At 66.4% G+C, this 25335-nt stretch carries 21 protein-coding genes and 2 pseudogenes; 6 read left to right on the forward strand and 17 right to left on the reverse strand.

What is annotated here, in order from left to right; genetic code table 11:
* The 4 genes and pseudogenes from WAW17_RS31880 to WAW17_RS31895 all read right to left on the reverse strand — a co-directional run.
* Positions 1 to 409 (reverse strand): GIY-YIG nuclease family protein (locus WAW17_RS31880; protein WP_422336827.1); only part of this gene is annotated, 409 nt, incomplete at its 3' end.
* A gap of 72 nt (positions 410 to 481) precedes the next feature.
* A pseudogene (locus WAW17_RS31885) lies at positions 482 to 640 on the reverse strand (potassium transporter Kef); the annotation flags it as partial.
* Between the two features lie 102 nt (positions 641 to 742).
* Positions 743 to 1408 (reverse strand): potassium channel family protein, encoded by a 666-nt coding sequence (locus WAW17_RS31890; RefSeq protein ID WP_422336828.1) that lies wholly within the window; start codon positions 1406 to 1408, stop codon positions 743 to 745.
* Positions 1401 to 2780: a TrkH family potassium uptake protein gene (locus tag WAW17_RS31895; protein ID WP_422336829.1), complete on the reverse strand. Its 1380-nt coding sequence runs from the start codon at positions 2778 to 2780 to the stop codon at positions 1401 to 1403. Before WAW17_RS31895 ends, WAW17_RS31890 begins: the two co-directional genes overlap by 8 nt.
* A 443-nt stretch (positions 2781 to 3223) precedes the next feature.
* Between WAW17_RS31895 and WAW17_RS31900 the strand changes: the two genes are divergently transcribed.
* Entirely contained in the window at positions 3224 to 3427 is a 204-nt protein-coding gene (locus tag WAW17_RS31900; protein ID WP_073365012.1) for a cold-shock protein, read from the forward strand.
* A gap of 1120 nt (positions 3428 to 4547) precedes the next feature.
* Here WAW17_RS31900 and WAW17_RS31905 read toward each other — a convergent pair.
* From WAW17_RS31905 to WAW17_RS31915, 3 genes and pseudogenes are all read right to left on the reverse strand, one after another.
* Entirely contained in the window at positions 4548 to 4847 is a 300-nt protein-coding gene (locus WAW17_RS31905) for a hypothetical protein (RefSeq protein WP_422336875.1), read from the reverse strand.
* A 9-nt stretch (positions 4848 to 4856) separates the two neighbouring features.
* A pseudogene (locus tag WAW17_RS31910) lies at positions 4857 to 5009 on the reverse strand (hypothetical protein); the annotation flags it as partial.
* 258 nt (positions 5010 to 5267) lie between these two features.
* Positions 5268 to 6251: a heme o synthase gene (locus WAW17_RS31915; protein ID WP_422336830.1), complete on the reverse strand. Its 984-nt coding sequence runs from the start codon at positions 6249 to 6251 to the stop codon at positions 5268 to 5270.
* A gap of 215 nt (positions 6252 to 6466) precedes the next feature.
* Between WAW17_RS31915 and tkt the strand changes: the two genes are divergently transcribed.
* Genes tkt through pgl form a run of 5 tightly spaced genes read left to right on the forward strand, consistent with a single transcriptional unit; the run spans position 6467 to position 12961 of the window.
* On the forward strand, positions 6467 to 8575 hold the full coding sequence (gene tkt / locus WAW17_RS31920) for a transketolase (RefSeq protein WP_422336831.1): 2109 nt from the start codon (positions 6467 to 6469) through the stop codon (positions 8573 to 8575).
* Between the two features lie 5 nt (positions 8576 to 8580).
* On the forward strand, positions 8581 to 9765 hold the full coding sequence (gene tal / locus WAW17_RS31925; protein ID WP_422336832.1) for a transaldolase: 1185 nt from the start codon (positions 8581 to 8583) through the stop codon (positions 9763 to 9765).
* Positions 9766 to 9768: 3 nt separating this feature from the next.
* A complete protein-coding gene (gene zwf / locus WAW17_RS31930) occupies positions 9769 to 11313 on the forward strand; it encodes a glucose-6-phosphate dehydrogenase (protein WP_422336833.1) in 1545 nt (514 codons plus the stop codon).
* The gene (opcA, locus tag WAW17_RS31935; protein WP_422336834.1) at positions 11314 to 12225 is read left to right on the forward strand and encodes a glucose-6-phosphate dehydrogenase assembly protein OpcA; all 912 of its coding nucleotides are present in this window, start codon (positions 11314 to 11316) and stop codon (positions 12223 to 12225) included.
* Positions 12218 to 12961 (forward strand): 6-phosphogluconolactonase, encoded by a 744-nt coding sequence (gene pgl / locus WAW17_RS31940; RefSeq protein WP_422336835.1) that lies wholly within the window; start codon positions 12218 to 12220, stop codon positions 12959 to 12961. Before opcA ends, pgl begins: the two co-directional genes overlap by 8 nt.
* Positions 12962 to 13293: 332 nt before the next feature.
* Here pgl and ppc read toward each other — a convergent pair whose 3' ends face one another.
* The 10 genes from ppc to WAW17_RS31990 form a co-directional block, all read right to left on the reverse strand.
* On the reverse strand, positions 13294 to 16050 hold the full coding sequence (gene ppc / locus WAW17_RS31945; RefSeq protein ID WP_422336836.1) for a phosphoenolpyruvate carboxylase: 2757 nt from the start codon (positions 16048 to 16050) through the stop codon (positions 13294 to 13296).
* Positions 16051 to 16104: 54 nt separating this feature from the next.
* Entirely contained in the window at positions 16105 to 16338 is a 234-nt protein-coding gene (gene secG, locus WAW17_RS31950; protein WP_422336837.1) for a preprotein translocase subunit SecG, read from the reverse strand.
* A gap of 124 nt (positions 16339 to 16462) precedes the next feature.
* Complete coding sequence (gene tpiA / locus WAW17_RS31955; RefSeq protein WP_422336838.1) at positions 16463 to 17248, reverse strand: triose-phosphate isomerase; 786 nt, start codon at positions 17246 to 17248, stop codon at positions 16463 to 16465.
* Positions 17248 to 18459 (reverse strand): phosphoglycerate kinase, encoded by a 1212-nt coding sequence (locus WAW17_RS31960; RefSeq protein WP_422336839.1) that lies wholly within the window; start codon positions 18457 to 18459, stop codon positions 17248 to 17250. The genes tpiA and WAW17_RS31960 overlap by 1 nt, the downstream gene beginning before the upstream one ends.
* Before the next feature lie 17 nt (positions 18460 to 18476).
* On the reverse strand, positions 18477 to 19496 hold the full coding sequence (gene gap / locus WAW17_RS31965) for a type I glyceraldehyde-3-phosphate dehydrogenase (RefSeq protein ID WP_422336840.1): 1020 nt from the start codon (positions 19494 to 19496) through the stop codon (positions 18477 to 18479).
* A 193-nt stretch (positions 19497 to 19689) separates the two neighbouring features.
* On the reverse strand, positions 19690 to 20673 hold the full coding sequence (gene whiA, locus WAW17_RS31970) for a DNA-binding protein WhiA (RefSeq protein ID WP_422336841.1): 984 nt from the start codon (positions 20671 to 20673) through the stop codon (positions 19690 to 19692).
* A complete protein-coding gene (locus WAW17_RS31975; protein ID WP_422336842.1) occupies positions 20664 to 21761 on the reverse strand; it encodes a gluconeogenesis factor YvcK family protein in 1098 nt (365 codons plus the stop codon). Before WAW17_RS31975 ends, whiA begins: the two co-directional genes overlap by 10 nt.
* Entirely contained in the window at positions 21758 to 22624 is an 867-nt protein-coding gene (gene rapZ, locus WAW17_RS31980) for an RNase adapter RapZ (RefSeq protein ID WP_422336872.1), read from the reverse strand. Before rapZ ends, WAW17_RS31975 begins: the two co-directional genes overlap by 4 nt.
* Positions 22625 to 22668: 44 nt before the next feature.
* Positions 22669 to 24813: an excinuclease ABC subunit UvrC gene (gene uvrC, locus WAW17_RS31985; protein ID WP_422336843.1), complete on the reverse strand. Its 2145-nt coding sequence runs from the start codon at positions 24811 to 24813 to the stop codon at positions 22669 to 22671.
* A 62-nt stretch (positions 24814 to 24875) separates the two neighbouring features.
* Positions 24876 to 25334, reverse strand: coding sequence for a PH domain-containing protein (locus WAW17_RS31990; RefSeq protein ID WP_422336844.1), 459 nt, complete (start codon positions 25332 to 25334; stop codon positions 24876 to 24878).
* Between the last annotated feature and the right edge of the window lies 1 nt (position 25335).

Raw genomic sequence — 25335 nt, forward strand, 5'->3', positions numbered from 1 at the left:
CTGCGTGCCCCTGTGCGGAACGCCGGCGGTGGGCTGAACCGGCCGACCGGATGATGTCGACACCTGACCGGAGTGGATCGGTTGTGGACAACACCAAGCAGTGATTCGGAGCGCTCGCGTAGTAGCAGTCGCGGGCCGCCTTGACCGCGTCGCGGAGGGGACCGCTCGCATGATCGACGTTCAAGGGTGGCTTCAGTTTCTCGATGATCGCCAGCTCTACCTCCCGTGGGGTGGTGTGTTCGCACCACGAAAGCCGCAAGTGAGTTTCCATACAAGAAGTGAGTCGGATCTCGTCGGTGTCAGTGAGGACGACTCGATCGGTTCGGCGAGTTCGGTAGCCCTCACTCTCCAGGAGCAGTCCGGCGAGTGTGCGTCGCAGCGTCGAACTCCCACCGTGACCAGCGGTCACAGTGTCACAAAACTTGTCTCATTGCTTCTGTCCGAAAACCGGGCTGCGTCGGTGAGTTCCGCAACGCCCACCAACGGTCTCCAAGCGCAGCACATCGGACTTCGTCGCCGAACCCTGCAAGGTGACCAATCCCTGCCCGCCGGCGGTCTCGAGCACCACCGGATCGGTGTCGAACACCACGATGTCGAACACCACGATGTCGGACGGGGCGAGACCGTCACCGAGCATTGCGTGCGAGATTCTGTGCCTGCGCGCCGAGCACAAAATGCGGGCGACTTCACGCCCGATGTACTTGACCTGTCAGGTCGGGTCAATGCCCGCGTACCTTGTCGGTCAGGTCAGTTCGCTGAATCGTTCGGTGTCGCGGACCTGGCCGGAGACGATGATGGTGTCGCCCGGCGCGATGACGGTATCGGCGGTGGCGTAGGTGAAACCCTCGCCGGGTCGTTTGATCGCGACGACGGTGACCCCGTACGTGGTGCGGACGGTGGTGTCGCCGAGCCGTTTCCCTACCACGGCCGCGGGTGGGGTGGTCTTGACCATTGCGAAGCCGTCGTCGAATTCGATGTAGTCCATCATGCGGCCGCGCACCAAGTGCGCCACCCGCTTGCCCATGTCGTGCTCGGGCCGCACGACGTGCTGGACACCGATCTGGCGGAGGATCTTCGCGTGGGCGTTGCTGATGGCCTTGGCCCACACGTTCGGCACCGACATGTTGATCAACGCCGACGCGGTGAGCAGGCTGGCCTCGAGATCGGAGCCGATCCCGACGACAGCCCGGTCGTAGTCGGGCACCGACAGCTGGCGCAGCGATTCCTCGTCGGTGGTGTCGGCGACAGCGGCGTGCGTGAGGCGATGGGAGACTTTCTGGACCACCGCCTCGTTCGAGTCGATGCCGAGCACTTCGGTGCCCTGCTCCATCAGTTCGAGGGCGAGGGATTTGCCGAACCTGCCCAGGCCCAGCACCACGACGACGTCGGAGGACGGTTTCCTAGCCAATGAAGGGCCTTTCTTCGGGGAGTTGGTAGCGGCGATCCCGCTGCCGGGCAGCGAGGGCACTGACCAGGGTGATCGAGCCGATGCGGCCGAGGTACATCAGCAGGACCAAGGTCAGCTGGCCCCAGGCGGGTAGTTGCGCGGTGATACCGGTAGATAGTCCCACCGTCGCGAACGCGGAGGTGACCTCGAACAGCAGCACGTTCAGGTCGAAGTCGGTGCCCGCCAGCAGCACGATCGTCGGGATGATCACCAGGGCGACGCCGATGAGCGCGACCGACAGCGCCTGCCGCTGGACTCGCGGGGCGATCCGGCGATCGAACACGGTCACCGCACGATCACCGCGCACCTCGGCGACGATCGCGAACAGCAGTAGCGCGAAGGTGGTGACCTTGATGCCGCCGGCCGTGCCGCCGCTGCCGCCGCCGATGAACATCAGCACGTCCGTCACCAGCAGGGTCGCCGGATCCATCTGCGCGTAGTCGGCACTGTTGAAGCCGGCGGTGCGGGGCATGATGCCCTGAAACGCGGCCACCAGCAGCTTCGACCCGAGATCGTGGTGGCGCAGGGTATAGCCCCACTCGAGCGCCAGCACCAGCACCGGGCCCACGACCAGCAGCACCGCGGTGACCGCCAGGGTCAGCCGGGTGTGCAGGCTCCACCGGCCGGAGGTGGTGCCGCGGACCCGTCGCCCCACCTCGAAGAGCACCGGGAACCCGATGCCGCCGAGGATCACCGCGGCCAGCAACGGGACACAGATCCACGGGTCGTCGGCGAATCCGATGATGTTGTCACTGTAGAGCGCGAAACCGGCGTTGTTGAACGCCGAGATCGAATGGAACACCCCCAACCACAATGCCCGGCCGGGCGGCTCGTCGTAACCGATCGCGAACCTCGTTGCCAGGCACAGCGCGGTGACGGCCTCGATGAGGAGGCTGACACGGACGACGCCGACAACGACGCTGCGTACGTCCCCGAGCCCGGACGCCCGGACCTCGGCGGCAGCGTTGAGCCGGGCCCGCAGCCCGATCCGGTTTGCCAGCATCAGCCCGACCAGCGAGGCCATCGTCATGATCCCGAACCCGCCGACCTGGATCAGGCCCAGAATGACCCCCTGACCGAACCCCGACCAGTGGGTGGGGGTGTCGACCACGATCAGCCCGGTCAGGCACATCGCCGACGTCGCCGTGAACAGCGCGTCGATGACACCGGTGCCGGTGCCCGGCTGGGTCGCCGTGGGCAGGAGCAGCAGCCCGGTACCGACGGCGATCGCCGTCGCGAAACCCAGGGCCACCACCCGCACCGGGGTCAGCGTCACCCGTCCCACGGCACGCCGCAGCGCGGAGGCCGGTGACGTACCGGTGCGTGAAGTCACGAACAGGAGGGTAGACCCGGAGGTCACCGATGCCGTGCGCGGATGCGCAGTGCTTCTCGGGTGCGGCCGGTGTCACCAACTCCAAGGAGGGGCCGCGCCGCGGGTGCGACGGGGTGCGCACCGGGAGAACCGGGAGTCCAAAGGCCCGGTGTTGGTGGCACCGGTGAGACCGGGCCTTGGCCGGCGCAGCTCGGGCAGACCGACCACTTCGCGCCGCTGGCGATGTATGTGGCCCGTACCATGCCGGCCGGAGCGGGGCACCGAGGCGTTCTTCGATCACGATGAAGGACTGGTGTCGGGGAGTCGCAGTGATCTCGAACAGCACGCCCGCCCCCGCGAATCAAGTGCGGTGGTGCCCGATCCGCCGTCAGGTGGCAGGATCAACGCTATCGAGATCGGGAATTCGATGTGAGTGCCCGGATCGAGGATATAGGGAGTGTCGCATGGCGCAGGGCATTGTGAAGTGGTTCAACGGTGAGAAGGGCTTCGGGTTCATCGCACCCGACGACGGAACTCCGGACGTCTTCGTGCACTACTCGGAGATCTCGGGCAGTGGCTTCAAGTCGCTCGATGAGAACCAGCGTGTGGAGTTCGAGGTGGGCCAGGGACAGAAGGGCCCGCAGGCCACGAATGTGCGGGCTGTCTAACTAGTTTGCAGGACCGCATCCGGATGGGTGCGGTCCTGATTCGACTGCGAAATGAGCCTCGGCTCTGCGGGCCAGTTCGATCTGCTCGACGACGTCCAGGGATGTCGCCGCACCCATGCACAGGCCGCAGTGAGGGCCACTACGCACGCAACGAGCAGGGCTGCCACATGGCTGCGCCATTCGAGCGGCCCGACTGGCACACTCTGGTTGCTCACTGCGTCCGTGATGGTGCACGTCAGGCCGGGCCGATGCCGACTCCACCATTCTGTGATTCCGGCACCGACCCGCTCCGCGGTCTCAGGGAGGAGGCACTCATGTGGTGTCTCACGAATGCAATGCCACCGCGAGCGATTCCTCGGGGCGGAGTGATCCGCGCATTCACCTTCTTCAGGATCACGGTCAGAGCGACCACGACCCAGATAGTGACGGCGAAACCACTGGGCCCGCCGGCTGTGAAGGTCAGTGTGGCTGCCAGACCGACCAGCACCCACGACGCACAGGAGCGATCTTGCCGTGGCGCGCGATCCGGTCCATCTCGTTCAGCGAGTTGTCCACACAATGCTGTTCGTGGGCGCCGACACCACATGGTTACAGCCGACATGGGTCCCCGAACTCCGAGCCCTTCGATCCGGGAATGTCATCGCTTATTGGGCAGATGCGCCCACTGACGCCCGAGACGACACCACGTCACCGCTGATTGGCCGGCTCTGGGGAACTTTGCTCGGCGGCTCGACAACTCGACCCCCGACAGCCTGCCAACGACGACGGGCACTGTCCTCGGATTGCAGATCCGCTCTCAGCTCGACCGTGAACTCCGTCCCCACGAGTGGGCGCCGGCCCCGGCTCCGACGAGTTCCGTCGTCGGTGTTTTCGTTGGTCCCTCGTTTGCCAGTGCGTGTGTGGCGCTCAGAAGTACACGGGTATGCCGGTGGCGGTGGTGAATTCGTGGTGGCGGGCCGGCCGGTACCCTGAACCCAGGTCACCGAGCGGGCAAACTGCGCCGGAAGGACTTGCATCGTGGCGATGAGGGTGTCACGGACGATGTCCGGAGACCGCCCGCCGGGAAGGTGCAGGAGCATCACGTAGCGGCTGGTCCGCAGCAGTGGTTTCTTCCCGCGGATCAAGCCGCCGCGGACAGGCTGGTAGACGCCTGGTAGATGGTTTCGGGTGCGAGATGCAAATCGGTGAGGTGCGGAAAGTCTCGGCGCAGTCGCCGCACGATCTGCTCGGGACTCCACACCTTGTCGAGATGTCGTTGGATCCGACGCCGCAGCGTGGGGTACTTCACCAGCTTGGCCGTCTTGGATCGTGGGCGGCGCGCGCCGGCACGTTGCTGGGCCGCATACGGCCGGTACTGCCCGTCGGAAGGATCACGGTTGCGACGGATCTCGCGGCTGATCGTCGAGGGGCTCCGGTTCAACTCGCCGGCGATTGATCGAATCGAGCGGCCTTCCCGTATCCGGTCGGCGATGAGGATGCGTTCGGCAGTGCCCAGGTATCGTCCAGACTCTGTGTGCAGGTCCGACTCGCCACCGGCGGGGAACCCGGGTGACCGCCGGAGGGTTTGTGTCCGTTGCGCCACCGCTTGCCGGTGCGGTAATTGATTCCAACGATTCGGCGGGCCCCTTGACTGCTCACGCCCTTGTTCACGAGATCAAAATAGGCGCGCCGTTCCCGATGTAGTGCCTCGCCACGCGAGGGACCCCGTTGCTTCCGTATCTCGAATTCCGTCGCCACCCTGAACTGTCGGGTGTTGCTACGACCGGTGGAACCCAAGGGGTGGGACGCCGGGGCGGAGGGGGGAGCTGACGGGAGCAGGAAGGACCGATAAGCTGGTCAGTCAGCTCAGCATGCTGGTGATGGTGTCGAAGCCGAGGACGGAATCGACCGCGAGACCGACGAAGACGACGGCGAGGTAGTTGTTCGACTGCAGGAACAGCCGGAGCGGCTTGACGGCGGCTCCCCCGCGCACACTGCGGTACAGCTGATGCGCCATCAGCAGGAACCAGGCACCGGCCACGATCGTGACCGCGGCGTACACGACGCCGGCGGCGGGCACGAGAACCAGAGTGGTGACCACCATCGCCCAGCTGTAGAGGACGATCTGCTTGGTGACGTGTTCCTCGGTGGCGATCACCGGCAGCATCGGCACGCCCGCAGCCTTGTAGTCCTCCTTGTACCGCATCGCGAGGGCCCAGGTGTGGGGCGGCGTCCAGAAGAAGATGACCAGGAACAACACGATCGGTTCCCAGTCCAGCGAACCGGTGACGGCCGACCAGCCGACCAGGACCGGCATGCATCCTGCGGCGCCGCCCCAGACGACGTTCTGCCAGGTACGACGCTTGAGCACCATCGTGTAGACGAGGACGTAGAAGGCGATGGTGAGGACGACGAGACAGCCGGCGAGCAGATTGGCCCGCCACCACAGCCACAGGAACGACGCGATACCGAGCGTCACACCGAACACGAACGCGTGGGCGGTGGGCACCGCATCTCGTGCCAGCGGACGCAGTGCGGTTCGCTTCATCACCTTGTCGATGTCCGCGTCCACCACGCAATTGAGGGAGTTGGCACTGGCCGCACCCATCCATCCCCCGAACAGCGTGCTGAGGATCAGGAGGATGTCGACGCTGCCACGATCGGCCAGCAGCATCGCGGGAATGGTGGCGACCAGCAGGAGCTCGATGACTCTCGGCTTGGTCAGGGCGATGTACGCGAGAACTTTTCCCGTGGCGCGGCCGAACACCGTGTCCGGGCGGGTCACGTGGGGGGCGGCACTCGGGCTGCCGAAGCCGTGTCCGCCCGGCTGTTGCCCTGTCCGCACGTTTTCTCCTCGCACCACGCGTCATCCCACATCCGAATGCCGGTGTCTGCTTCACAAGTCGATCCCGGCAGCCGGCGTCCTACTACGAACGATGGTAGTCCGCGGTAATGCCTGAACCGAATCGACCCGGATAGGACCGCGCACTAGGCTGGAGTCGCACAAGAGGCTCACGCATCCTCAGGCTCACGTTCACCCATGTCAGGAGACTTCTGCCCGTGTCGATCACAGACGACATCCACGTCCTTACGCAACCGGTTCATCCAGCCGACTGGACCGACCTGGACACCAAGGCCGTCGACACCATTCGTGTGCTCGCCGCGGACGCGGTGCAGAAGGTGGGCAACGGCCATCCCGGCACGGCGATGAGTCTTGCCCCCCTTGCCTACACGCTCTTCCAGCGTGTCATGCGTCACGATCCGACGGATGCCGACTGGATCGGCCGCGACCGCTTCGTCCTCTCCTGCGGACACTCGAGTCTGACGCTGTACATCCAGCTGTACCTCGCCGGCTACGGCCTCGAACTCGAGGACCTGGAGTCGCTGCGCACCTGGGGTTCGAAGACCCCCGGTCACCCTGAGCACGGGCACACCCGCGGTGTCGAGATCACCACCGGGCCTCTCGGCCAGGGCCTCGCGTCGGCCGTGGGCATGGCCATGGCCGCCCGCCGTGAGCGTGGCCTGTTCGATCCGGAGCCGGCACCGGGCGAGAGCCCCTTCGATCACCACATCTACGTCATCGCCTCGGACGGCGACATCGAAGAAGGCGTCACCTCCGAGGCCTCCTCGATTGCCGGCACCCAGCAGCTCGGCAACCTGACGCTGATCTACGACGACAACAAGATTTCTATCGAGGACGACACCGCGATCGCCCTGTCCGAGGACACGGCCGCACGCTACGAGGCGTACGGCTGGCACGTCCAGGTCGTCGAGGGCGGCGAGAACGTGGTCGCGATCGAGGACGCATTACAAGCGGCACGCGAGGACACCTCCCGACCGTCACTCATCCTGCTGCGCACCATCATCGGCTACCCCGCGCCCACCAAGATGAACACCGGTGCCGCCCACGGTGCCGCACTGGGCGCCGACGAGGTCGCCGCCGTGAAGAAGGCACTCGGCTTCGACCCCGACCAGACGTTCGAGGTGGCGGACGAGGTCATCGCCCACACCCGCAAGGCGGTCGAGCGCGGAGCGCAGGCGCACAAGGAATGGCAGGCGAGCTACGACGACTGGGTCGTGCGGGCACCGGAGGGCAAGAAACTGCTCGACCGGCTCACCGGCCGCGATCTTCCGGAGGGCTGGGCGGACGTGCTCCCCACCTGGGAGCCGGACGGTAAGGGCCTGGCCACCCGAAAGGCGTCCGCCGCGGTCCTCAACGCGGTCGGACCGGTGCTGCCCGAACTGTGGGGCGGCTCGGCCGACCTCGCGGAAAGCAACAACACCACGATCAAGGGCGCCACCTCGTTCGGCCCCACATCGATCTCCACGAGCATGTGGAACGCCGAACCCTACGGCCGCACGCTGCACTTCGGTGTCCGCGAGCACGCCATGGGCTCGATCCTCAACGGCATCGCGTTGCACGGCCCCACCCGCCCGTACGGCGGCACGTTCCTGGTGTTCAGCGACTACATGCGTCCGGCTGTGCGTCTCGCCGCGATCATGAAGACGCCGGTCACCTACGTGTGGACCCACGATTCGATCGGGCTCGGCGAAGACGGCCCGACACACCAGCCGATCGAGCACCTCGCCGCGCTGCGTGCCATCCCCGGCCTGTACGTCGTCCGTCCGGGCGACGCCAACGAGACCGCACACGCGTGGCGCGCCGTGCTCGAGAAGGGTGCCGACGAGGCAACTCGTGCACCGGCGGGTCTGGCTCTCACCCGTCAGGACCTGCCGGTCCTGGAAGGAACCAGCTACGAGGGTGTGTCGCGCGGTGGTTACGTCCTCGCCGAGGCGTCCACCGGTGTTCCCGAGGTCGTCATCATCGGCACCGGCTCCGAACTGCAGCTCGCTGTGGCTGCGCGCGAGGCTCTCGAGGCCGAAGGCACGCCCACCCGGGTGGTGTCGATGCCGTGCGTCGAGTGGTTCGATGCCCAGGACGTGGCCTACCGCGACAGCGTGCTGCCGCCCACGGTCAAGGCCCGCGTGGCAGTCGAGGCCGGCATTTCGATGCCGTGGTACCGGTTCGTCGGCGACGCAGGTGAGATCGTCTCGATCGAGCACTTCGGGGCGTCCGCCGACCACAAGACCCTGTTCCGCGAGTTCGGCTTCACCGCCGAGGCCGTCACCGCGGCCGCACAGCGCTCGCTCGCACGTGTGAAGGGATGAATACAATGACCCAGAACGCCAATCTGAAGAAGCTGTCCGAGGCCGGTGTCTCGGTGTGGCTGGACGACCTCTCGCGAGATCGAATCGAGTCGGGCAACCTTGCCGAGCTCATCGCCACGAGGAGTGTCGTGGGTGTCACCACCAACCCGTCGATCTTCCAGGCCGCGCTGAGTAAGGGCCACGTCTACGACGCGCAGGTCAACGAACTGGCCGCACGCGGCGCCGACGTCGAGGCCACGGTCCGCACGATCACCACCGACGACGTGCGCGCCGCGTGCGACGTGCTCGCCCCGCAGTACGAGGCGAGCCACGGCGTCGACGGACGGGTGTCGATCGAGGTCGATCCGCGGTTGGCCCACGACGCCGACAAGTCCGTCGCGCAGGCAGTCGAACTGTGGAAGATCGTCGATCGCCCCAACCTGTTCATCAAGATTCCCGCCACCGAAGCCGGCATCCCGGCCATCGCCAAGGTGATCGGTGAGGGCATCAGCGTCAATGTCACCCTGATCTTCTCGGTCGAGCGGTACGAGCTGGTGATGGGCGCCTACCTCGACGGTCTCGAGGCCGCCAAGACTGCGGGCCACGATCTGTCGCGCATCCATTCGGTCGCCTCGTTCTTCGTGTCCCGCGTGGACACCGAGATCGACAACCGGCTCACCACGATCGGCACGCCGGCGGCACTGGAGCTGCGCGGTAAGGCCGGTGTCGCGAATGCTCGCCTCGCCTACGCCGCCTACCAGCAGGTGTTCGAGGTGCAGCCGCGCTTCCAGGCTCTCCTCGCGGACGGCGCCCGGCCGCAGCGGGCACTCTGGGCCTCGACTGGTGTCAAGAACCCGGACTATCCGGACACGTTGTACGTCACCGAACTCGTGGCGCCGAACACGGTCAACACGATGCCGGAGAAGACCCTCGAGGCCGTCGCCGACCACGGCAGCATCGTCGGCGACACGGTGTCCGGCACCGCGGTGGAGTCGCAGCAAGTGTTCGACAAGCTCGCTGGGGTGGGGATCGACCTCACGGACGTTTTCCTCGTACTCGAGAACGAAGGCGTCGACAAGTTCGAGGTGTCGTGGAACGAGCTCCTCGAGGCCACGGCGGAGCAACTACGGGCTGCGACCGAAAAGGCGGAGCAACTACGGGCTGCGACCGAAAAGTCGGAGCAGCTCCGCGCGGCGGGGCAGAAGAGCTGACGCGTGAGCGAGTCCGGAGCGTCAGAACACTGGATCAATCCACTCCGCGACGGTAGGGACAAGCGCCTACCACGAATTGCCGGGCCGTGCGCGTTGGTGATCTTCGGTGTCACCGGGGATCTCGCGCGGCGGAAGTTGATGCCCGCCATCTACGACCTGGCCAATCGTGGTCTTCTGCCGCCCGGATTCGCTCTCGTCGGTTTCGCCCGGAGGGACTGGGCCGCCGAGGATTTCGGCAAGGTCGTGCACGACGCCGTACGCGCGCATTCGCGTACCCCGTTCCGGGAGGATGTCTGGGATCGTCTCGCCGAGGGCCTGCGTTTCGTGCAGGGCAGCTTCGACGACCCCGCCTCGTTCGAGGAACTCGCGTCCACCCTTGCAATGCTCGAACGAGAACGTGGGACCGGCGGGAACCACGGGTTCTATCTCGCGATTCCGCCCGGCGCCTTCCCGTTGGTCCTCACACAGCTGTCCGAGGCCGGTCTCGCCCAGTCGACGGACAGCCAGTGGCGCCGCGTGGTCATCGAGAAGCCGTTCGGCCACGATCTCGCCAGCGCCCGTGAACTCAATGCCGTGGTCAATCAGGTGTTTCCCGAGGACACGGTCTTTCGTATCGACCACTATCTCGGCAAGGAAACCGTTCAGAACATCCTGGCGTTGCGGTTCGCCAATCAGTTGTTCGATCCGATCTGGAACGCCCACTACGTCGACCACGTCCAGATCACCATGGCGGAGGACATCGGGCTGGGCGGCCGGGCCGGATATTACGACGGCATCGGCGCGGCTCGAGATGTCATCCAGAACCATCTCCTCCAGCTCCTCGCGTTCACCGCGATGGAGGAGCCGATCAGCTTCGAACCCTCGGAACTGCAGGCGGAGAAGATCAAGGTGCTGTCCGCCACGCGGCTCGCAGAACCTCTCGACGAAACCACCGCCCGCGGCCAGTACGCCGGCGGCTGGCAGGGTGGACTCCCCGTCGTCGGGTTGCAGGACGAGACGGGATTCGCCGCCAACTCCACCACCGAGACCTTCGCCGCGATCACTCTGGAGGTGGATACCCGGCGCTGGGCGGGGGTGCCGTTCTACCTGCGCACCGGGAAGCGTCTGGGCCGTCGTGTCACCGAGATCGCTGTGGTCTTCAAGCGGGCACCACATCTTCCGTTCGATCAGACGATGACCGAGGAACTCGGCCAGAACGCTCTGGTCATCCGGGTACAGCCGGACGAGGGCGTCACCATGCGCTTCGGCTCCAAGGTGCCGGGGTCGAGTATGGAAGTGCGCGACGTCAACATGGATTTCAGTTACGGGCAGGCGTTCACCGAATCATCTCCGGAGGCCTACGAGCGGCTGATTCTCGACATGTTGCTCGGTGAGCCGTCGCTGTTCCCGGTGAACGCCGAGGTGGAGCTGTCCTGGGAGATCCTCGACCCGGTGCTCGAGGCGTGGGCGGCGGAGGGCAAGCCCGAACCGTACGAGGCCGGCACCTGGGGGCCGCCGTCCGCGGACGAAATGATGCACCGCACCGGTCGCGAATGGAGAAGGCCGTAGATGATCATCGACATTCCCTCGACCACGACCGGGCAGGTCAACAAGAAGCTCGTCGAACTCCGCAAGACCGGTGGCGCGGTGACGTTGGGCCGAGTTCTCACACTCGTGGTGTGCACGCGCGACAGTGCGAATTCCGAAGACATCATCGACGCAGCCAACGAGGCGAGCCGCGAGCATCCGTGTCGAGTAATCGTCGTAGCACGGGGATCGCGCGACGCGGCGCCCCGACTGGACGCCCAGATCCGTGTGGGCGGTGACGCAGGCGCCTCGGAGGTCGTGGTGCTTCGCCTGTTCGGAGAACTCGCCGACCACGAGAGCAGTGTGGTGGTGCCGTTCCTTCTTCCGGACACGCCGGTGGTCGCGTGGTGGCCCGAGACGGCGCCAGCTGTTCCCGCACGAGACCCGGTGGGCAAGCTTGCGATCCGGCGCATCACCGACGCCACGGACCGCGCGGACCCTGCCGCCGAGATCAAGGGACGTCTCGCGTCCTACACGGCCGGCGACTCCGATCTGGCCTGGAGCCGCATCACATACTGGCGTGCGCTCCTCGTCTCCGCGGTGGACCAGCCGCCGCACTCGCCGATCACATCCGCGGTCGTGTCGGGTCTGACCGACGAACCGGCCGTCGACATGATCGCGGGTTGGCTGGCGAGCCGTCTCGACGTGCCGGTCACGCGGCGGGCGGGGTCACTGTTCGTGGAACTGCGGTTCGCCGACGACGGCGTGCTGACGATCAGCCGGCCGCAGTCCGGAACCACCGCAACTCTCAGCCGCACGGGCAAACCGGACGCACTGGTTGCCCTGGGGAGACGTGAAACACGGGACTGTCTGGCCGAGGAACTGCGTCGGCTGGACGCGGACGAGGTCTACGAGGCCGCCCTCGCCGGACTGACGAAGGTGACGTATGAGTGACATTCATGTGGAAGTCCATCCCGACATCGACACCTTGGTTGCGGAGGCAGCTCGTCGATTCGTCGACACGGTCGTCGCAGCGCAGAAGACGCGCGGCATCGCGTCGGTGGTGCTCACCGGTGGCGGAACCGGGATCGGGCTGCTCGAGAAGGTCCGAGAGAGTCCCGGGGCCATCGACTGGCGGGCTCTCGACGTCTTCTGGGGCGACGAGCGTTTCCTGCCCGCCGGTGATCCGGAACGAAACGAGGTACAGGCGCGGGCTGCTCTGCTCGATCACGTCGACGTCGACCCGGATCGGGTGCACACCATGCCGGTGTCCGACGGGATCTACGAGGGCGATCCGGAAGCGGCTGCAGCGGCGTACACCCAGGTGCTCGGCGCGCATGCCGGCGGCCGGCAGGTTCCGGTCTTCGACGTCCACCTCCTCGGAATGGGCGGTGAGGGGCACATCAATTCGCTGTTTCCCGACACGGATGCCGTACGCGAGGAACAGCGGTTCGTCGTTGCCGTCACCGACTCCCCCAAACCACCGGCTGTTCGCGTCACGCTGACACTGCCCGCCGTCCGGCATGCGGACGAGGTTTGGCTGATCGTGTCCGGCCGATCGAAGGCCGAGGCGGTGGCCGCCGCGGTGGCCGGCGCCCCACCGGTGGAGGTTCCGGCGTCCGGTGCCCGTGGACTCACGGCCACCCGCTGGTTTCTCGACACGGCGGCTGCTTCCCTGTTGCCCTGCTGACCGCTCTCTCATCGCCCGGGATCCTCGTCTTCGTCGGCCGGTATCGCGGCCGGCGGGCGGGGATCGGTCTCGGTCGGCAGCCGAGTTACCTCACAACCGGCGATCGACCTCCTCGTCGACCGTGGCCCGCACACCCCTGACCCCTGCCGGCCCACTCCCCCACGCCGGTACCGGGAACCCCCTACGCAGTGCCTCATCCGTCACCCCATTCCGAGTTGGACGCCCGAGCCGGAGTCTCGAGCCCTTTCCCCGTTCGACGCAGGCGGCACCCATTCGGTTCCCACCCACACAAGGAGACGTCCACCCTCTCGGGCGCCGTGTCGGACAGATGATCATCCGCTGTTACGCAGTGCGGTCGCGAGGCCGTTCATCGTCAGCTGGATTCCTCGTCGGACCTCGTCGCTGTCATCTCCCGCACGGTAGCGCCGCAACAGTTCCACCTGCAGATGGTTGAGCGGTTCGAGATAGGGGAAACGGTTGTGCACCGACCTCTCCAGGCCCGGGTTGTCGGCGAACAGGGTGTCGTTGCCGGTGACGGCCTTGTACATGCGGATGGTGCGCTCATGCTCCGCAGCGATCTTCCCGAAGACCCGTTCGCGCAGATCGCGGTCGGGGACCAGTTCCGCATATCGGGCGGCGAGACCCATGTCGGATTTGGCCATCACCATTGCCAGGTTCGACAGCACGGTCCGGAAGAACGGCCACTGCCGGTACAGCCCCGACAGGGCGACTACCTTGTCGGTGTCGCCGTTCGTCCACTCCTCGAACGCCGTTCCTGTCCCGTACCAACCGGGCAGCATCACCCGCGACTGGCTCCACGACAGCACCCACGGAATGGCGCGGAGATCCGAGATGGACGTCGTCTGCTTCCGGGAGGCGGGGCGACTACCGATGTTGAGGGCACCGATCTCCGCCACCGGCGTCGACATCTCGAAGTACTGCACGAAACCTGGTGTCTCGTGCACTAATTCGCTGTACGCGCGGCGGGCCCGTGCGGCCAGGTCGTCGAGAATGAGGTAGGCGGGTTCGGCGTCGTCGCCGAGGCCCTCGATGTCGAGCAGGGTGGCCTCGAGTGTGGCCGCCAGCAGGGTCTCGAGGTTTCGCTGCGCCAGGCGCGGCTCCGCGTACTTGGCGGCGATCACCTCGCCCTGTTCGGTGATACGGAGTGACCCGGCGACGGCGCCGGGAGGCTGCGCCAGGATGGCCTCGTAACTGGGTCCACCGCCACGCCCGACGGTGCCGCCGCGACCGTGGAACAACCGCAATCGAATTCCCGTCTTACGCGCGGCATCGACCAGATCGAGTTCGGCGCGGTACAGTGCCCAGTTGGCAGCGAGGTACCCGCCGTCCTTGTTGGAATCGGAGTAGCCGAGCATCACCTCCTGAGCGTCGCCCCGCGACGCCACCAGTGCGCGGTACACCGGCACCTCGAGAGTGGCTTCGAGTGTCGCCGCACCCTGCTGCAAGTCCTCGATCGTTTCGAAGAGCGGCACGATTCCCATCGGACACGTGGGTTCGTGTCCCGCCCCCGGATCGAGTAGGCCCACTTCCTTCAGGAGAACCGCGGCCTCCAACATGTCGCTCACCGATGTGCACATGCTGATGATGAAGTTCGGAACAGCATTCGCGCCGAGGGCCCGCACCGCCTCCGCGCCGGCGGCGAGGATGGCGAGTTCCTTGGTGGTCAGCTCACCGAACTCCGCCTGTGGCGTCGTCAGTGGCCGTCTCGTGGACAGCTCCGCCGACAGCAACTCCACCCGTTGCTCCTCGCTCAACGAGGTGTAGTCCTCATGGACGCCGGCCCACGACAGCAGTTCGGCGACGACGGTCTCGTGCACTTCCGAGTTCTGTCGCATGTCGAGGCCCGAGAGGTGGAACCCGAACACCTCCACCGACTCCCGGAGCCGGGCGAGGCGATCGTCCGCGATCGCCCCGTCGCCACTCCGGCGCAGCGAGTCGTCGACGACGTCGAGTTGGTCGAGCATCTCGCGCGGCGTCTCGTAGGGTGCCAGCCCGAGGTCGAGCCCATGGTCGGGCACGGCGCCGAGGATCCGTTGTGCCGTCGCGGTGAGCCGCCCCCGTATCCCGCGCACCGCGCGCCGATAAGGCTCGTCCGCCCGGAACGGCGATTCGTCCTTCGAGTCGGCGGCAAGGAGGTCGAGAGCCGGTGTCATGGTGACGAGCCGGGCCGACATCGACAACTCACGTTCGAGGGTCGCGAGATGTTCGAGGTGGTGGGCGATGGCGGTGGCGGCGGCACGCTGCGTGGCCTGCCGGACGACATCATCGGTGACGTACGGATTGCCGTCCCGGTCGCCGCCGATCCACGAACCCGGGCGCAGGATCGGTTCCCGTCCGAGATCCGCGTCGGGCCAGCGCGCCTGCAACGCGTCCCGCACCTCCGCGTTGATCTGGGGAACCACCTCGAACAGCGCAGCGTCGTAATAGCGCAACCCCACCTCGATCTCGTCCTGAATACGCAACCGCGACAGGCGGATCAGAGCGGTCTGCCACAGCGTGAGGATCTGGCGGCGCACCCGGACGTCCACCTCCGCGAGTTCGGCGTCGGTGAGTGCGGTGCGTTCCCGGTAGCGCATCAGCTCGGTGATGCGCGTCTGCGTTTCGAACACCGTCCGGCGGCGGGTTTCGGTGGGGTGTGCGGTGATGACCGGCGAAACCAGTGCGTTGCGCAAGGCTTCGGCGACTACCGCACTGTCGAGGTGGACGGCGTCCAGTTTCGCGTAGGTGGCGGCCAGGGTACTGTCCGGGGCCGGTTCGCCGGCCGCGATATGGACGGCACGCCTGCGTTCCCGGTGAATGTCCTCGGCAAGATTTGCCAGCAACGCGAAGTGGCTGAAAGCTCGAATGACAGGGATGGCGTCGTCGGTGGACACCTGTGAGAACAGTTCTGCTAGTTCGGCCCGGTCGATCTCGGAACGACGGACGCGAAACGATTCGACGCGCGCCTTCTCGACCAGATCGAAGACCTGATCCCCCGCCTGTTCCCGGATGATCTCACCTAGGATTCCACCCAGCAGACGAATGTCTTCACGGAGCGGTTCGGTGGCCTCACGGGGCGTTTCGGTCATGCTCCCAGTATCGACCGGGGCCGTCGGCCCCGCAGGGCGAAGCCGGCCGGTGGATCAGCCGAACTTGATCTCCAGGCCGATGCCGACGATGGCGATCACCCAGATCAGGCCGGTGAAGACGGTGAGACGATCGAGGTTCTTCTCGACCACGGTGGAACCGGACAGGCTCGACTGGACGCCGCCACCGAAGAGGCTGGACAGTCCGCCGCCCTTACCACGGTGCAGGAGCACCAGCAGGATCAGCAGCAAGCTGGTGACGACCAGCAAGATATCCAGGAACAGTTCCATGTCTGTCTACGTCCACCCATCCAGAAGCTACAGCGACAACTTCGTACACCCTACAGGCGCGGCGCACCTGTGCACCCTTCCGGTAGCGACTGCCACCGGAAGGGTGCACGAGTGACGTAGCCGCCTACGGCAACGGGCCGCCTGCGGCAATCGCCGACAGCGTGGCGAATTCGTCCGCCTTGAGGGACGCACCACCCACGAGGGCGCCGTCCACGTCCGACTTCCCGACGATTTCGCCGACGTTCTTGGCGTTGACGCTGCCGCCGTAGAGCACTCTGACCGACGACGCCACTGCGGGAGATGCCAGCTTTCCGAGTTCCTCGCGGATCGCGTTGCACACTTGCTGCGCGTCGGCTGCCGACGCCACCTTGCCGGTGCCGATGGCCCACACGGGTTCGTACGCGATGACGACCTTGGCGATGTCCTCTTCGGACAGCCCGGCGAGTGAGCCCTGCAACTGCTCGACGTTGTATGCCACGTGGTCGCCGGCCTCGCGGATCTCCAAGCCCTCGCCGATGCAGACGATCGGGGTGATTCCGTTCTTCAGCGCTGCCTTGGTCTTGGCCAGGACAGTCTCGTTGTCCTCACCGTGCAGGGTCCGCCGTTCGGAGTGACCGACGATGACGTACGTGCAGCCCAGCTTGGCAAGCATCGAGCCGCTGATCTCGCCGGTGAAGGCACCCGCGTCGTGAGCAGACACGTCCTGAGCGCCGTAGGTGAGCAGGAGTTTGTCGCCCTCGATCAACGTCTGCACGCTGCGGATGTCGGTGAACGGCGGAATGACCGTCACGTCGACCTTGTCGAAATACTTTGCCGGGAGCGAGAAGGCGATCTTCTGAACCAGCGCGATGGCTTCGAGGTGGTTCAGATTCATCTTCCAGTTGCCGGCGATGAGGGGCTTGCGTGCCATCAGTCCTCCAGAACCGAGATGCCGGGCAGTACCTTGCCCTCGAGGTACTCGAGGGACGCACCACCGCCGGTCGAGATGTGCGAGAAGCCGTCCTCGGGGAGCCCGAGCAGACGCACCGCCGCTGCGGAGTCACCGCCGCCGACGACGCTGAACGCGCCCTTGCCGGTCGCTTCGATGATCGATTCGGCCACGCCCTTGGTGCCTGCCGCGAACTTCTCGAACTCGAACACACCCATGGGACCGTTCCAGAACACCGTCTTGGCCCCGGTGAGGATCGCCGCGAAACGCTTCACCGATGCCGGGCCGATGTCCAGACCCATCCAGCCGTCGGGAATCTCGAGCACGGACACGGTTTTCGCCTCGGCATCCGCGGAGAACGCATCGGCGATCACGACGTCCCGCGGAATGTGGATCACATCGCCGAAGCGCTCCAGCAGCCCCTTGCAGGTGTCGATCATCGACTCCTCGCACAGCGAGTTGCCGACCGGGACGCCTTGAGCGGCGAGGAATGTGTAGAACATTCCCCCACCGATCACCAGGGTGTCGACCTTGGGGGCCAGCGCCTCGATCACCGCAAGCTTGTCCGACACCTTCGAACCGCCGAGCACCACCGCATACGGGCGCTCCGGATCCTGCGTGAGCTTGCCGAGAACCTCGACCTCAGCGGCGACGAGCGCGCCCGCGTAGTGCGGGAGCAGCTTCGCCACGTCGTACACCGACGCCTGCTTGCGGTGGACGACCCCGAATCCGTCGGACACGAAGGCGCCGTCGTCACCGACGAGTTCGACCAGAGCCTGAGCGAGCTTGGTGCGCTCCGCGTCGTCCTTGCTGGTTTCCCGCGGATCGAAACGGATGTTCTCGAGCAGGAGAACGTCCCCGTCGGTCAAACCCTCCGAACGCGCCAGCGCATCCTGGCCGACGACATCGCCGGCGAGCTGGACGTTGCGGCCCAGCACGTCGGCGAGCTTGACGGCCACGGGAGCGAGGGACAGCGCGGGGTCGGGTTCACCCTTGGGCCGGCCCAGGTGAGCGGTCACGATCACCTTCGCGCCCGCCTCCGCCAATGCCTTCAGCGTCGGCGCGGACGCGATGATGCGTCCGGGATCGGTGATCTGATCACCGTCGAGCGGAACGTTGAGGTCCGAGCGCACCAGCACACCGCGCCCCTCCACCCCGGCGTTCAGCAGATCCTGGAGAGTCTGAACAGCCACTGTTATCCGACCTTCGCTCAGAGAGACTTGGCGACGAGGCCGATGAGGTCGGCCAGACGGTTGGAGTAACCCCACTCGTTGTCGTACCAGGAGACGATCTTGGCCTGGTCGTCGATGACCTTGGTGAGCCCGGAGTCGAAGATCGAGGAGTGCGGATCGGTGACGATGTCGGACGACACGATGGGAGCGTCCGTGTACTTGAGAATGCCCTTCAGCGGTCCCTCTGCGGCAGCCTTCATCGCAGCGTTGATGTCCTCGACGCTGGCCGACTTCTTCAGTTGGGCGGTGAGGTCGGTGACAGAGCCGGTGGGGATCGGCACGCGCAGTGCGTAACCGTCGAGCTTGCCGAGCAGCTGCGGAAGCACCAGGCCGATGGCCTTGGCCGCACCGGTGCCGGTGGGGACGACGTTGAGGGCCGCGGCGCGGGCCCGACGCAGGTCGCTGTGCGGGCCGTCCTGCAGGTTCTGGTCCTGGGTGTAGGCGTGGACCGTGGTCATCAGGCCCTTGACGATGCCGAACTCGTCGTCGAGCACCTTGGCGATGGGGCCGAGGCAGTTGGTGGTGCACGAGGCGTTCGAGATGATGTTCTGGCTGCCGTCGTACTTGTCATCGTTGACGCCCATCACGATGGTGATGTCCTCGCCCTTGGCGGGCGCCGAGATGATGACCTTCTTGGCGCCGGCGTCGAGGTGACCCTTCGCCTTGGCCGCATCGGTGAAGATGCCGGTGGACTCGACGACGACGTCGACACCGAGCTCACCCCAGGGCAGCTCGGCCAGCGGGCCGCGGTGCGCGAGTGCCTTGATCTTGCGGTCACCGACCACGATGGTGTCATCGCCCTCGAGCGACACGTCGTACGGAAGGCGACCCAGGATCGAGTCGTACTTCAGGAGATGCGCCAGCGTCGCGTTGTCCGTGAGGTCGTTGACCGCCACAATCTCGATGTCGGTGGTTCCCAGCGCCTTCTGCGCATCCACCGCCCTGAAGAAGTTACGTCCGATACGGCCGAAGCCGTTTACGCCTACCCGGACAGTCACAATCTGCTCCTTTGCGCACGATTCTGGTGTACAGCTCTGCTGCTCCCGCACCACTCCAGGTCCACGTGTGCGTGGCCGGGCGCGAGGGTTCATCGGTCGATGTGCGTCTTACCCTAGTGCGCGGGATCTCACCTTGCGCACTCCGCCCACGCACCGGGCGTCCCGTCGGTGGGACAAGGTGCGGCGTCGGCAGTCAGGCGTCGTCGAGCAGGTCCGCGGTGACGGCCGACTCTGTGTCGGGGATGCCGGTCTCCTTGGCCTTGCGATCGGCCATCGACAGGAGCCGGCGGATCCGTCCGGCAACGGCATCCTTGGTCATCGGAGGGTCCGCCAGCTGGCCGAGTTCCTCGAGCGAGGCCTGCCGATGCTCGACCCGGAGATGCCCCGCGGCCGCCAGATGGTCGGGGACCTCGTCACCCAGGATCTCGAGCGCCCGCTCCACCCTCGCGGCGGCGGCGACAGCAGCACGCGCCGAGCGCCGCAGGTTGGCGTCGTCGAAGTTGGCGAGACGGTTGGCGGTGGCCCGCACTTCCCGGCGCATCCGGCGTTCTTCCCACACGAGCCGGGTGTCCTGCGCGCCCATCCGGGTCAGCAACGCACCGATGGCTTCGCCGTCGCGGATCACCACTCGGTCGGTGCCACGGACCTCGCGCGCCTTGGCGGAGATTCCGAGACGGCGGGCCGCTCCGACGAGTGCGAGCGCCGCCTCGGGTCCGGGGCAGCTGACTTCGAGGGCGGACGACCGGCCGGGTTCGGTGAGCGAACCGTGCGCGAGGAATGCACCGCGCCATGCGGCCTCCGCGTCGGCGACGCTGCCACCGACCACCTGTGCGGGCAGGCCACGAACCGGTCGTCCACGCAGGTCGAGCAACCCGGTCTGGCGGGCGAGTGCCTCCCCCTCCTTCGCCACGCGCACGATGTATCGGGACGACTTGCGCAACCCACCTGCGCTCAGGACATGGACGTCCGCACTGTAGGTGAAGAGGTCGAAGATCTCCCGCCGCAGACGGCGTGCGGTGGAGCCGAGATCCACCTCGGCCTCGACCACAACCCGCCCCCCGACGATGTGCAGTCCCCCGGCGAACCGCAGCAGCGACGACACTTCGGCCTTCCGGCAACTCACGCGAGTGATGACGAGACGACTGAGTTCGTCTTTGACCTCTGCTGTCATTGCCACGAAGCGCTCTTCCTTTCGTCTGGTGCCCCGGCCGTGTCGGCCGCTGAAGCCCCGGCCGTGTCGGCCTGTGCTGCCCCGGCCGTGTCGGCCTGTGCTGCCTGGGCCCCGTCGCTTTCCCGGGATCCCGGATCAGGATCGTGCCAGAGCTTTTCGAGAACGGAGGCAAGTTTGCCCGCGTGATGTGTATGTGTACCGTTTTCCGCCACATCGGCGTACACGACGCGTGCCCCGATCTGGCCCGCGGCGCGGGCCAGATGTTCACGCTCTCGTCCGGGCGGCACCGATCCCGAATCCACCACGACGTAATCGACGGTGAGATCGGGTGCGTGCTGGCACAGTACGTGCAGGTGACGTTCGGTGGAAAATCCCGCGGTCTCCCCCGGCTCCGGGGCGAGGTTGAGGACCAGCACCTTCCGTGCCTTGGTTTCGATCAGAGTATCGAGTAGTTCCGGCACGAGGACGTGCGGGATCACGCTGGAGAACCAGGATCCGGGACCGAGCACCACCATGTCGGCGATCTCGATGGCGCGCACCGCGTCGGGGCACGCCGGCGGATTGGCCGGCAGCAGACGTACTCGCCGCACCTTTCCCGGAGTGGTGGCCACCGCGACCTGACCACGAATACACCGGCCGACTCGTGGGTCGGCCTCGAGACCCTGGACGTCTGCCTCGATGTCCAGGGCGATCGGTGACATCGGCAGCACCCGGCCGTTGATACGCAGGAGTTTGGCGAGTTCGTCCAGGGCTGCCACGGGATCACCGAGCACCTCGGTGAGTCCGGCCAGCATGAGATTGCCCACCGAATGCCCGGCGAGTGCTCCGATCCCCCCGAATCGATGCTGGATGGTGTCCGTCCAGTCCTGGACGTCGGGATCGTCGGCGGCGAGAGCGGCAAGCGCCATCCGCAGGTCACCCGGTGGAATCACACCGAGTTCGGAGCGTAACCGGCCCGAGGATCCTCCGTCGTCGGCCACGGTGACGACAGCCGTGACGGAACGGCTGAGCCTTCGCGCCGCGCTGAGCGTGGCGAACAATCCATGCCCCCCACCGAGGGCCACCATCACCGGCGAGTCGTCCGGTTCGCTCATTCGCGCCCCAGATCCCGGTGAACGACACGCACACCCAGTCCAGAGTCCTTCTCGAGACGGCTTGCCAACGCCTCCGACATCGCGACACTGCGATGCTTTCCGCCGGTGCAACCCACCGCGACAGTCATGTAACGCTTCCCCTCCCGGCGATACCCGGCGATCGTGAGATCGAGCAGATGGTGATAGGTGATCAGATAGTCTTCCGCACCTTCCTGCGACAGCACGTAGTCCCGCACCGGCGCACTCTGGCCGGTATGCGGGCGCAGGTCCGGGATCCAGTGCGGGTTGGGCAGGAACCGGACGTCGCACACCAGGTCTGCGTCCATCGGAAGACCGTACTTGAAACCGAACGATTGGATCGTTACCTGCAGCGTGCGGTGCGCTGCGTCGCCGAACGAGTCCTCGATCTTGTGCCGCAACTGATGCGCAGCAAGGGCGGACGTATCGATCACGAGGTCGGCCGCGGCCTTCACCTTCGCGAGCTGGTCACGTTCGGCGGCGATGCCCTCGGACAGTGTGCCCTCCGCCCCACCCCCGGACAGCGGGTGGCTTCGCCGGACCTGTTCGAACCTTCGGACCAGCACCTCGTCGGACGCGTCGAGGTACAGGACCCTTGTGTGTACCGGCTTGCTCTGGAGTTCGGTCAGGACCGAACCGAGGTCACCGGTGAACAGCCGGCTACGCACGTCGATGACGACGGCGAGCCGCTCGAGGCGTGAATCCGACTCCAGGCTCAGGTCCACCATCCGTGAGATCAAACCCGGCGGCAGATTGTCGGCCACGTACCATCCGAGATCCTCGAGGACCTTGGCTGCGGTCTGCAATCCGGCGCCCGAAAGTCCCGTGACGAGAAGGAAGTCCATCGGCCGGCCCCGGGGTGGGCGGCCACCCCCCGCGTGCTGATCGTTCACTCGACACTCTGCCCTGTCCGTTGCGAATCGCTGCGTCCTGCTGCGGTGGCCGGCCCGTTCGGCGCGGTCCCGTGGCGATCGGGTACATCATCCCCCACTACCGCGACGTCCGCAGACGGTTCTACGGCGCCGAGCGCCGCGAGCACCGCCCTGGCGGTTGCGGTACCGATCCCCGGCACAGCGGTGATCTCCTCGACGGACGCCTGCTCGAGACGTGCAACGGACCCGAAGTGCGTCACGAGCGCGGTGCGCCGCGCCTCGCCGAGGCCGCGGACCGAGTCGAGTGCCGACGCCGTCATGCGCCGGGACCTCTTGCTTCGGTGGAACGTGATCGCGAACCGGTGCGCCTCGTCCCGGACCCGCTGCAGCAGGTACAGCGATTCACTCGTGCGCGGGAGAATCACCGGATCCTCCTCACCCGGCACCCATACCTCTTCGAGTCGCTTGGCCAGCCCGATCACCGCTATGTCGGTGATACCCAGTTCGTCGAGGACCGCGGAAGCCGCGGCGACCTGAGGGGCGCCGCCGTCCACGACGAACAGATTCGGCGGATAGGCGAATCGTCTCGGCCGGCCGGTGCTCGGGTCGATGGCCGCCTCGGGTGCGAGGTCTCCGCCGTCCCCGCCCTGAGCCGCGACGGCGCCCGCCTCGGCCCGCAGCACACCGACGTCCCGGTTGTGCCGGAGGAAACGGCGTCTGGTGACCTCCGCGATACTCGCCACGTCGTCGGAACGCCCGTCACCCGCCGCCTCCTTGATCGCGTAGTGCCGGTAGTCGGACTTGCGGGGCAGACCGTCCTCGAAGACCACGAGGGACGCCACCACATCGGTGCCCTGCACGTGGCTGATATCCACGCATTCGATGCGAAGGGGAGCGGAATCGAGGTCCAGTGCCTCCTGGATTCCCTGCAGCGCCGCCGACCGCGAGGTGAAGTCACCCGCGCGCCGCAACTTGTGCTGAGCGAGCGCTTCCAGCGCGTTGCGTTGCACGGTCTCGGCAAGCGCCTTCTTGTCTCCGCGCTGCGGCACCCGTATCCGGACCGCCGATCCGCGCAGTCCGCTGAGCCACTCCTGCACCTGCTCCACGTCGGGCGGCAGGACGGGTACCAGCACTTCGCGTGGGACTGCGTTGGTGCCTGCCTCGGCGTCGGCGGCACCGGACAGGGTCGCCTGCTCACCGTAGAACTGGGTGAGGAACTGTTCCACCAGCAGCGGCAGGTCGGATCCGGCCTCGGAATCGACCGTCGCCCAGTCGATCACGTCGCCTGCCTTCTCCACCACCCAGCCACGCTGGCCCCGGACTCGGCCGCCGCGGACATGGAACACCTGCACCGCAGCCTCGAGTTCGTCTGTCGCGAACGCCACGAGATCGGCATCGGTACCGTCCCCGAGCACCACAGCCTGCTTCTCCAGTGCCCGGCGCAGAGCGGCGACGTCGTCCCGCAGTCGAGCGGCATGCTCGAAGTCGAGTTCCTCGGACGCCTTGTGCATGCGCGCCTCGATCTCGCGGACGAGCCTGTCGGTCTTGCCAGACAGGAAGTCGCAGAAGTCCACCACGATCTGGCGGTGCTCGGCCGGCGACACCCGTCCGACGCACGGGGCCGAGCACTTGTCGATGTATCCGAGCAGGCAGGGCCGGCCGATCTGAGTGTGACGCTTGAACACCCCGGCGGAGCAGGTCCGGGCCGGAAATACCCGGAGCAGCAGGTCGAGCGTCTCGCGGATCGCCCACGCGTGCGAGTAGGGCCCGAAGTAGCGCACACCCTTGCGCCGCGGACCGCGGTACACGAACAGCCGCGGGAACTCCTCGTTCAAGGTGACGGCCAGCACCGGGTAGGTCTTGTCGTCCCGGTAACGGACGTTGAATCGGGGATCGAATTCCTTGATCCAGTTGTACTCGAGTTGGAGTGCCTCCACCTCGGTGCTCACGACCGTCCACTCGACGCTGCCCGCGGACGTCACCATCTGCCGGGTACGCGGATGCAGGGTGGAGACGTCCGCGAAGTAAGAACTCAGGCGTGATCGGAGACTCTTCGCCTTACCGACATAGATGACCCTGCCGTGTGGGTCGCGGAACTTGTAGACCCCCGGCGCCACCGGAATGGTTCCGGGCGCGGGGCGATATGTCGAAGGATCGGGCACTCCTCCACGTTAGTCGGCGCCACCGACCGTCCCCGCAGCAGCGACCCCACCAGGTGTCACCGTCAGGACGGGGCGAACTCCGCTTCCGCCTCCCGAAAGCGGCGAACCGCGTCGACGGCGTACTCCCGATCATTGGACTGGATCGCCATCACCGAGATGTGTTCGTCGTCGGGAAGCTCGAGGCGCGCCCACGCCGCGCCATCCGGAAAGGACAGGCCCAGGCACAGATCCCAGTCCACGATCCGCTCGCCGAGCACATTGCGTACCGCCACTCCACGGCGGCTCACCCGCAGTCGCGGACGGGTGAGAAGAAGTACCGCAGCGGCGAGCAGGCAGCCGATCCCGGCGAAGGCGAGTTGGTCGGCAAGCCTGAAGTACACACCCGTCGATTCTCCACGCAGGAGTATCGCGAACGTCACATGAACCACGACGAGGAAGACCGCCGCCGCAATCGCCCACCGCTTCGACTTGCGCGGGGTCGCGACCAGTTCCCACTCGGTGCCGGTGTCGTCGGAGGTCACC

It is taken from the genome of Rhodococcus sp. (in: high G+C Gram-positive bacteria) (assembly GCF_049286785.1).
Lineage (GTDB): Bacteria > Actinomycetota > Actinomycetes > Mycobacteriales > Mycobacteriaceae > Rhodococcus_F.

Bases quoted from the DNA above. Each gene is read 5' to 3' on its own strand.
- pgl (WP_422336835.1), top strand. From the start codon at position 12,218: ATGAGTGACATTCATGTGGAAGTCCATCCCGACATCGACACCTTGGTT.
- WAW17_RS31975 (WP_422336842.1), bottom strand. From the start codon at position 21,761: ATGAGCGAACCGGACGACTCGCCGGTGATGGTGGCCCTCGGTGGGGGG.
- WAW17_RS31900 (WP_073365012.1), top strand. From the start codon at position 3,224: ATGGCGCAGGGCATTGTGAAGTGGTTCAACGGTGAGAAGGGCTTCGGG.
- rapZ (WP_422336872.1), bottom strand. From the start codon at position 22,624: ATGGACTTCCTTCTCGTCACGGGACTTTCGGGCGCCGGATTGCAGACC.
- opcA (WP_422336834.1), top strand. From the start codon at position 11,314: ATGATCATCGACATTCCCTCGACCACGACCGGGCAGGTCAACAAGAAG.
- ppc (WP_422336836.1), bottom strand. From the start codon at position 16,050: ATGACCGAAACGCCCCGTGAGGCCACCGAACCGCTCCGTGAAGACATT.
- secG (WP_422336837.1), bottom strand. From the start codon at position 16,338: ATGGAACTGTTCCTGGATATCTTGCTGGTCGTCACCAGCTTGCTGCTG.
- tal (WP_422336832.1), top strand. From the start codon at position 8,581: ATGACCCAGAACGCCAATCTGAAGAAGCTGTCCGAGGCCGGTGTCTCG.
- tpiA (WP_422336838.1), bottom strand. From the start codon at position 17,248: ATGGCACGCAAGCCCCTCATCGCCGGCAACTGGAAGATGAATCTGAAC.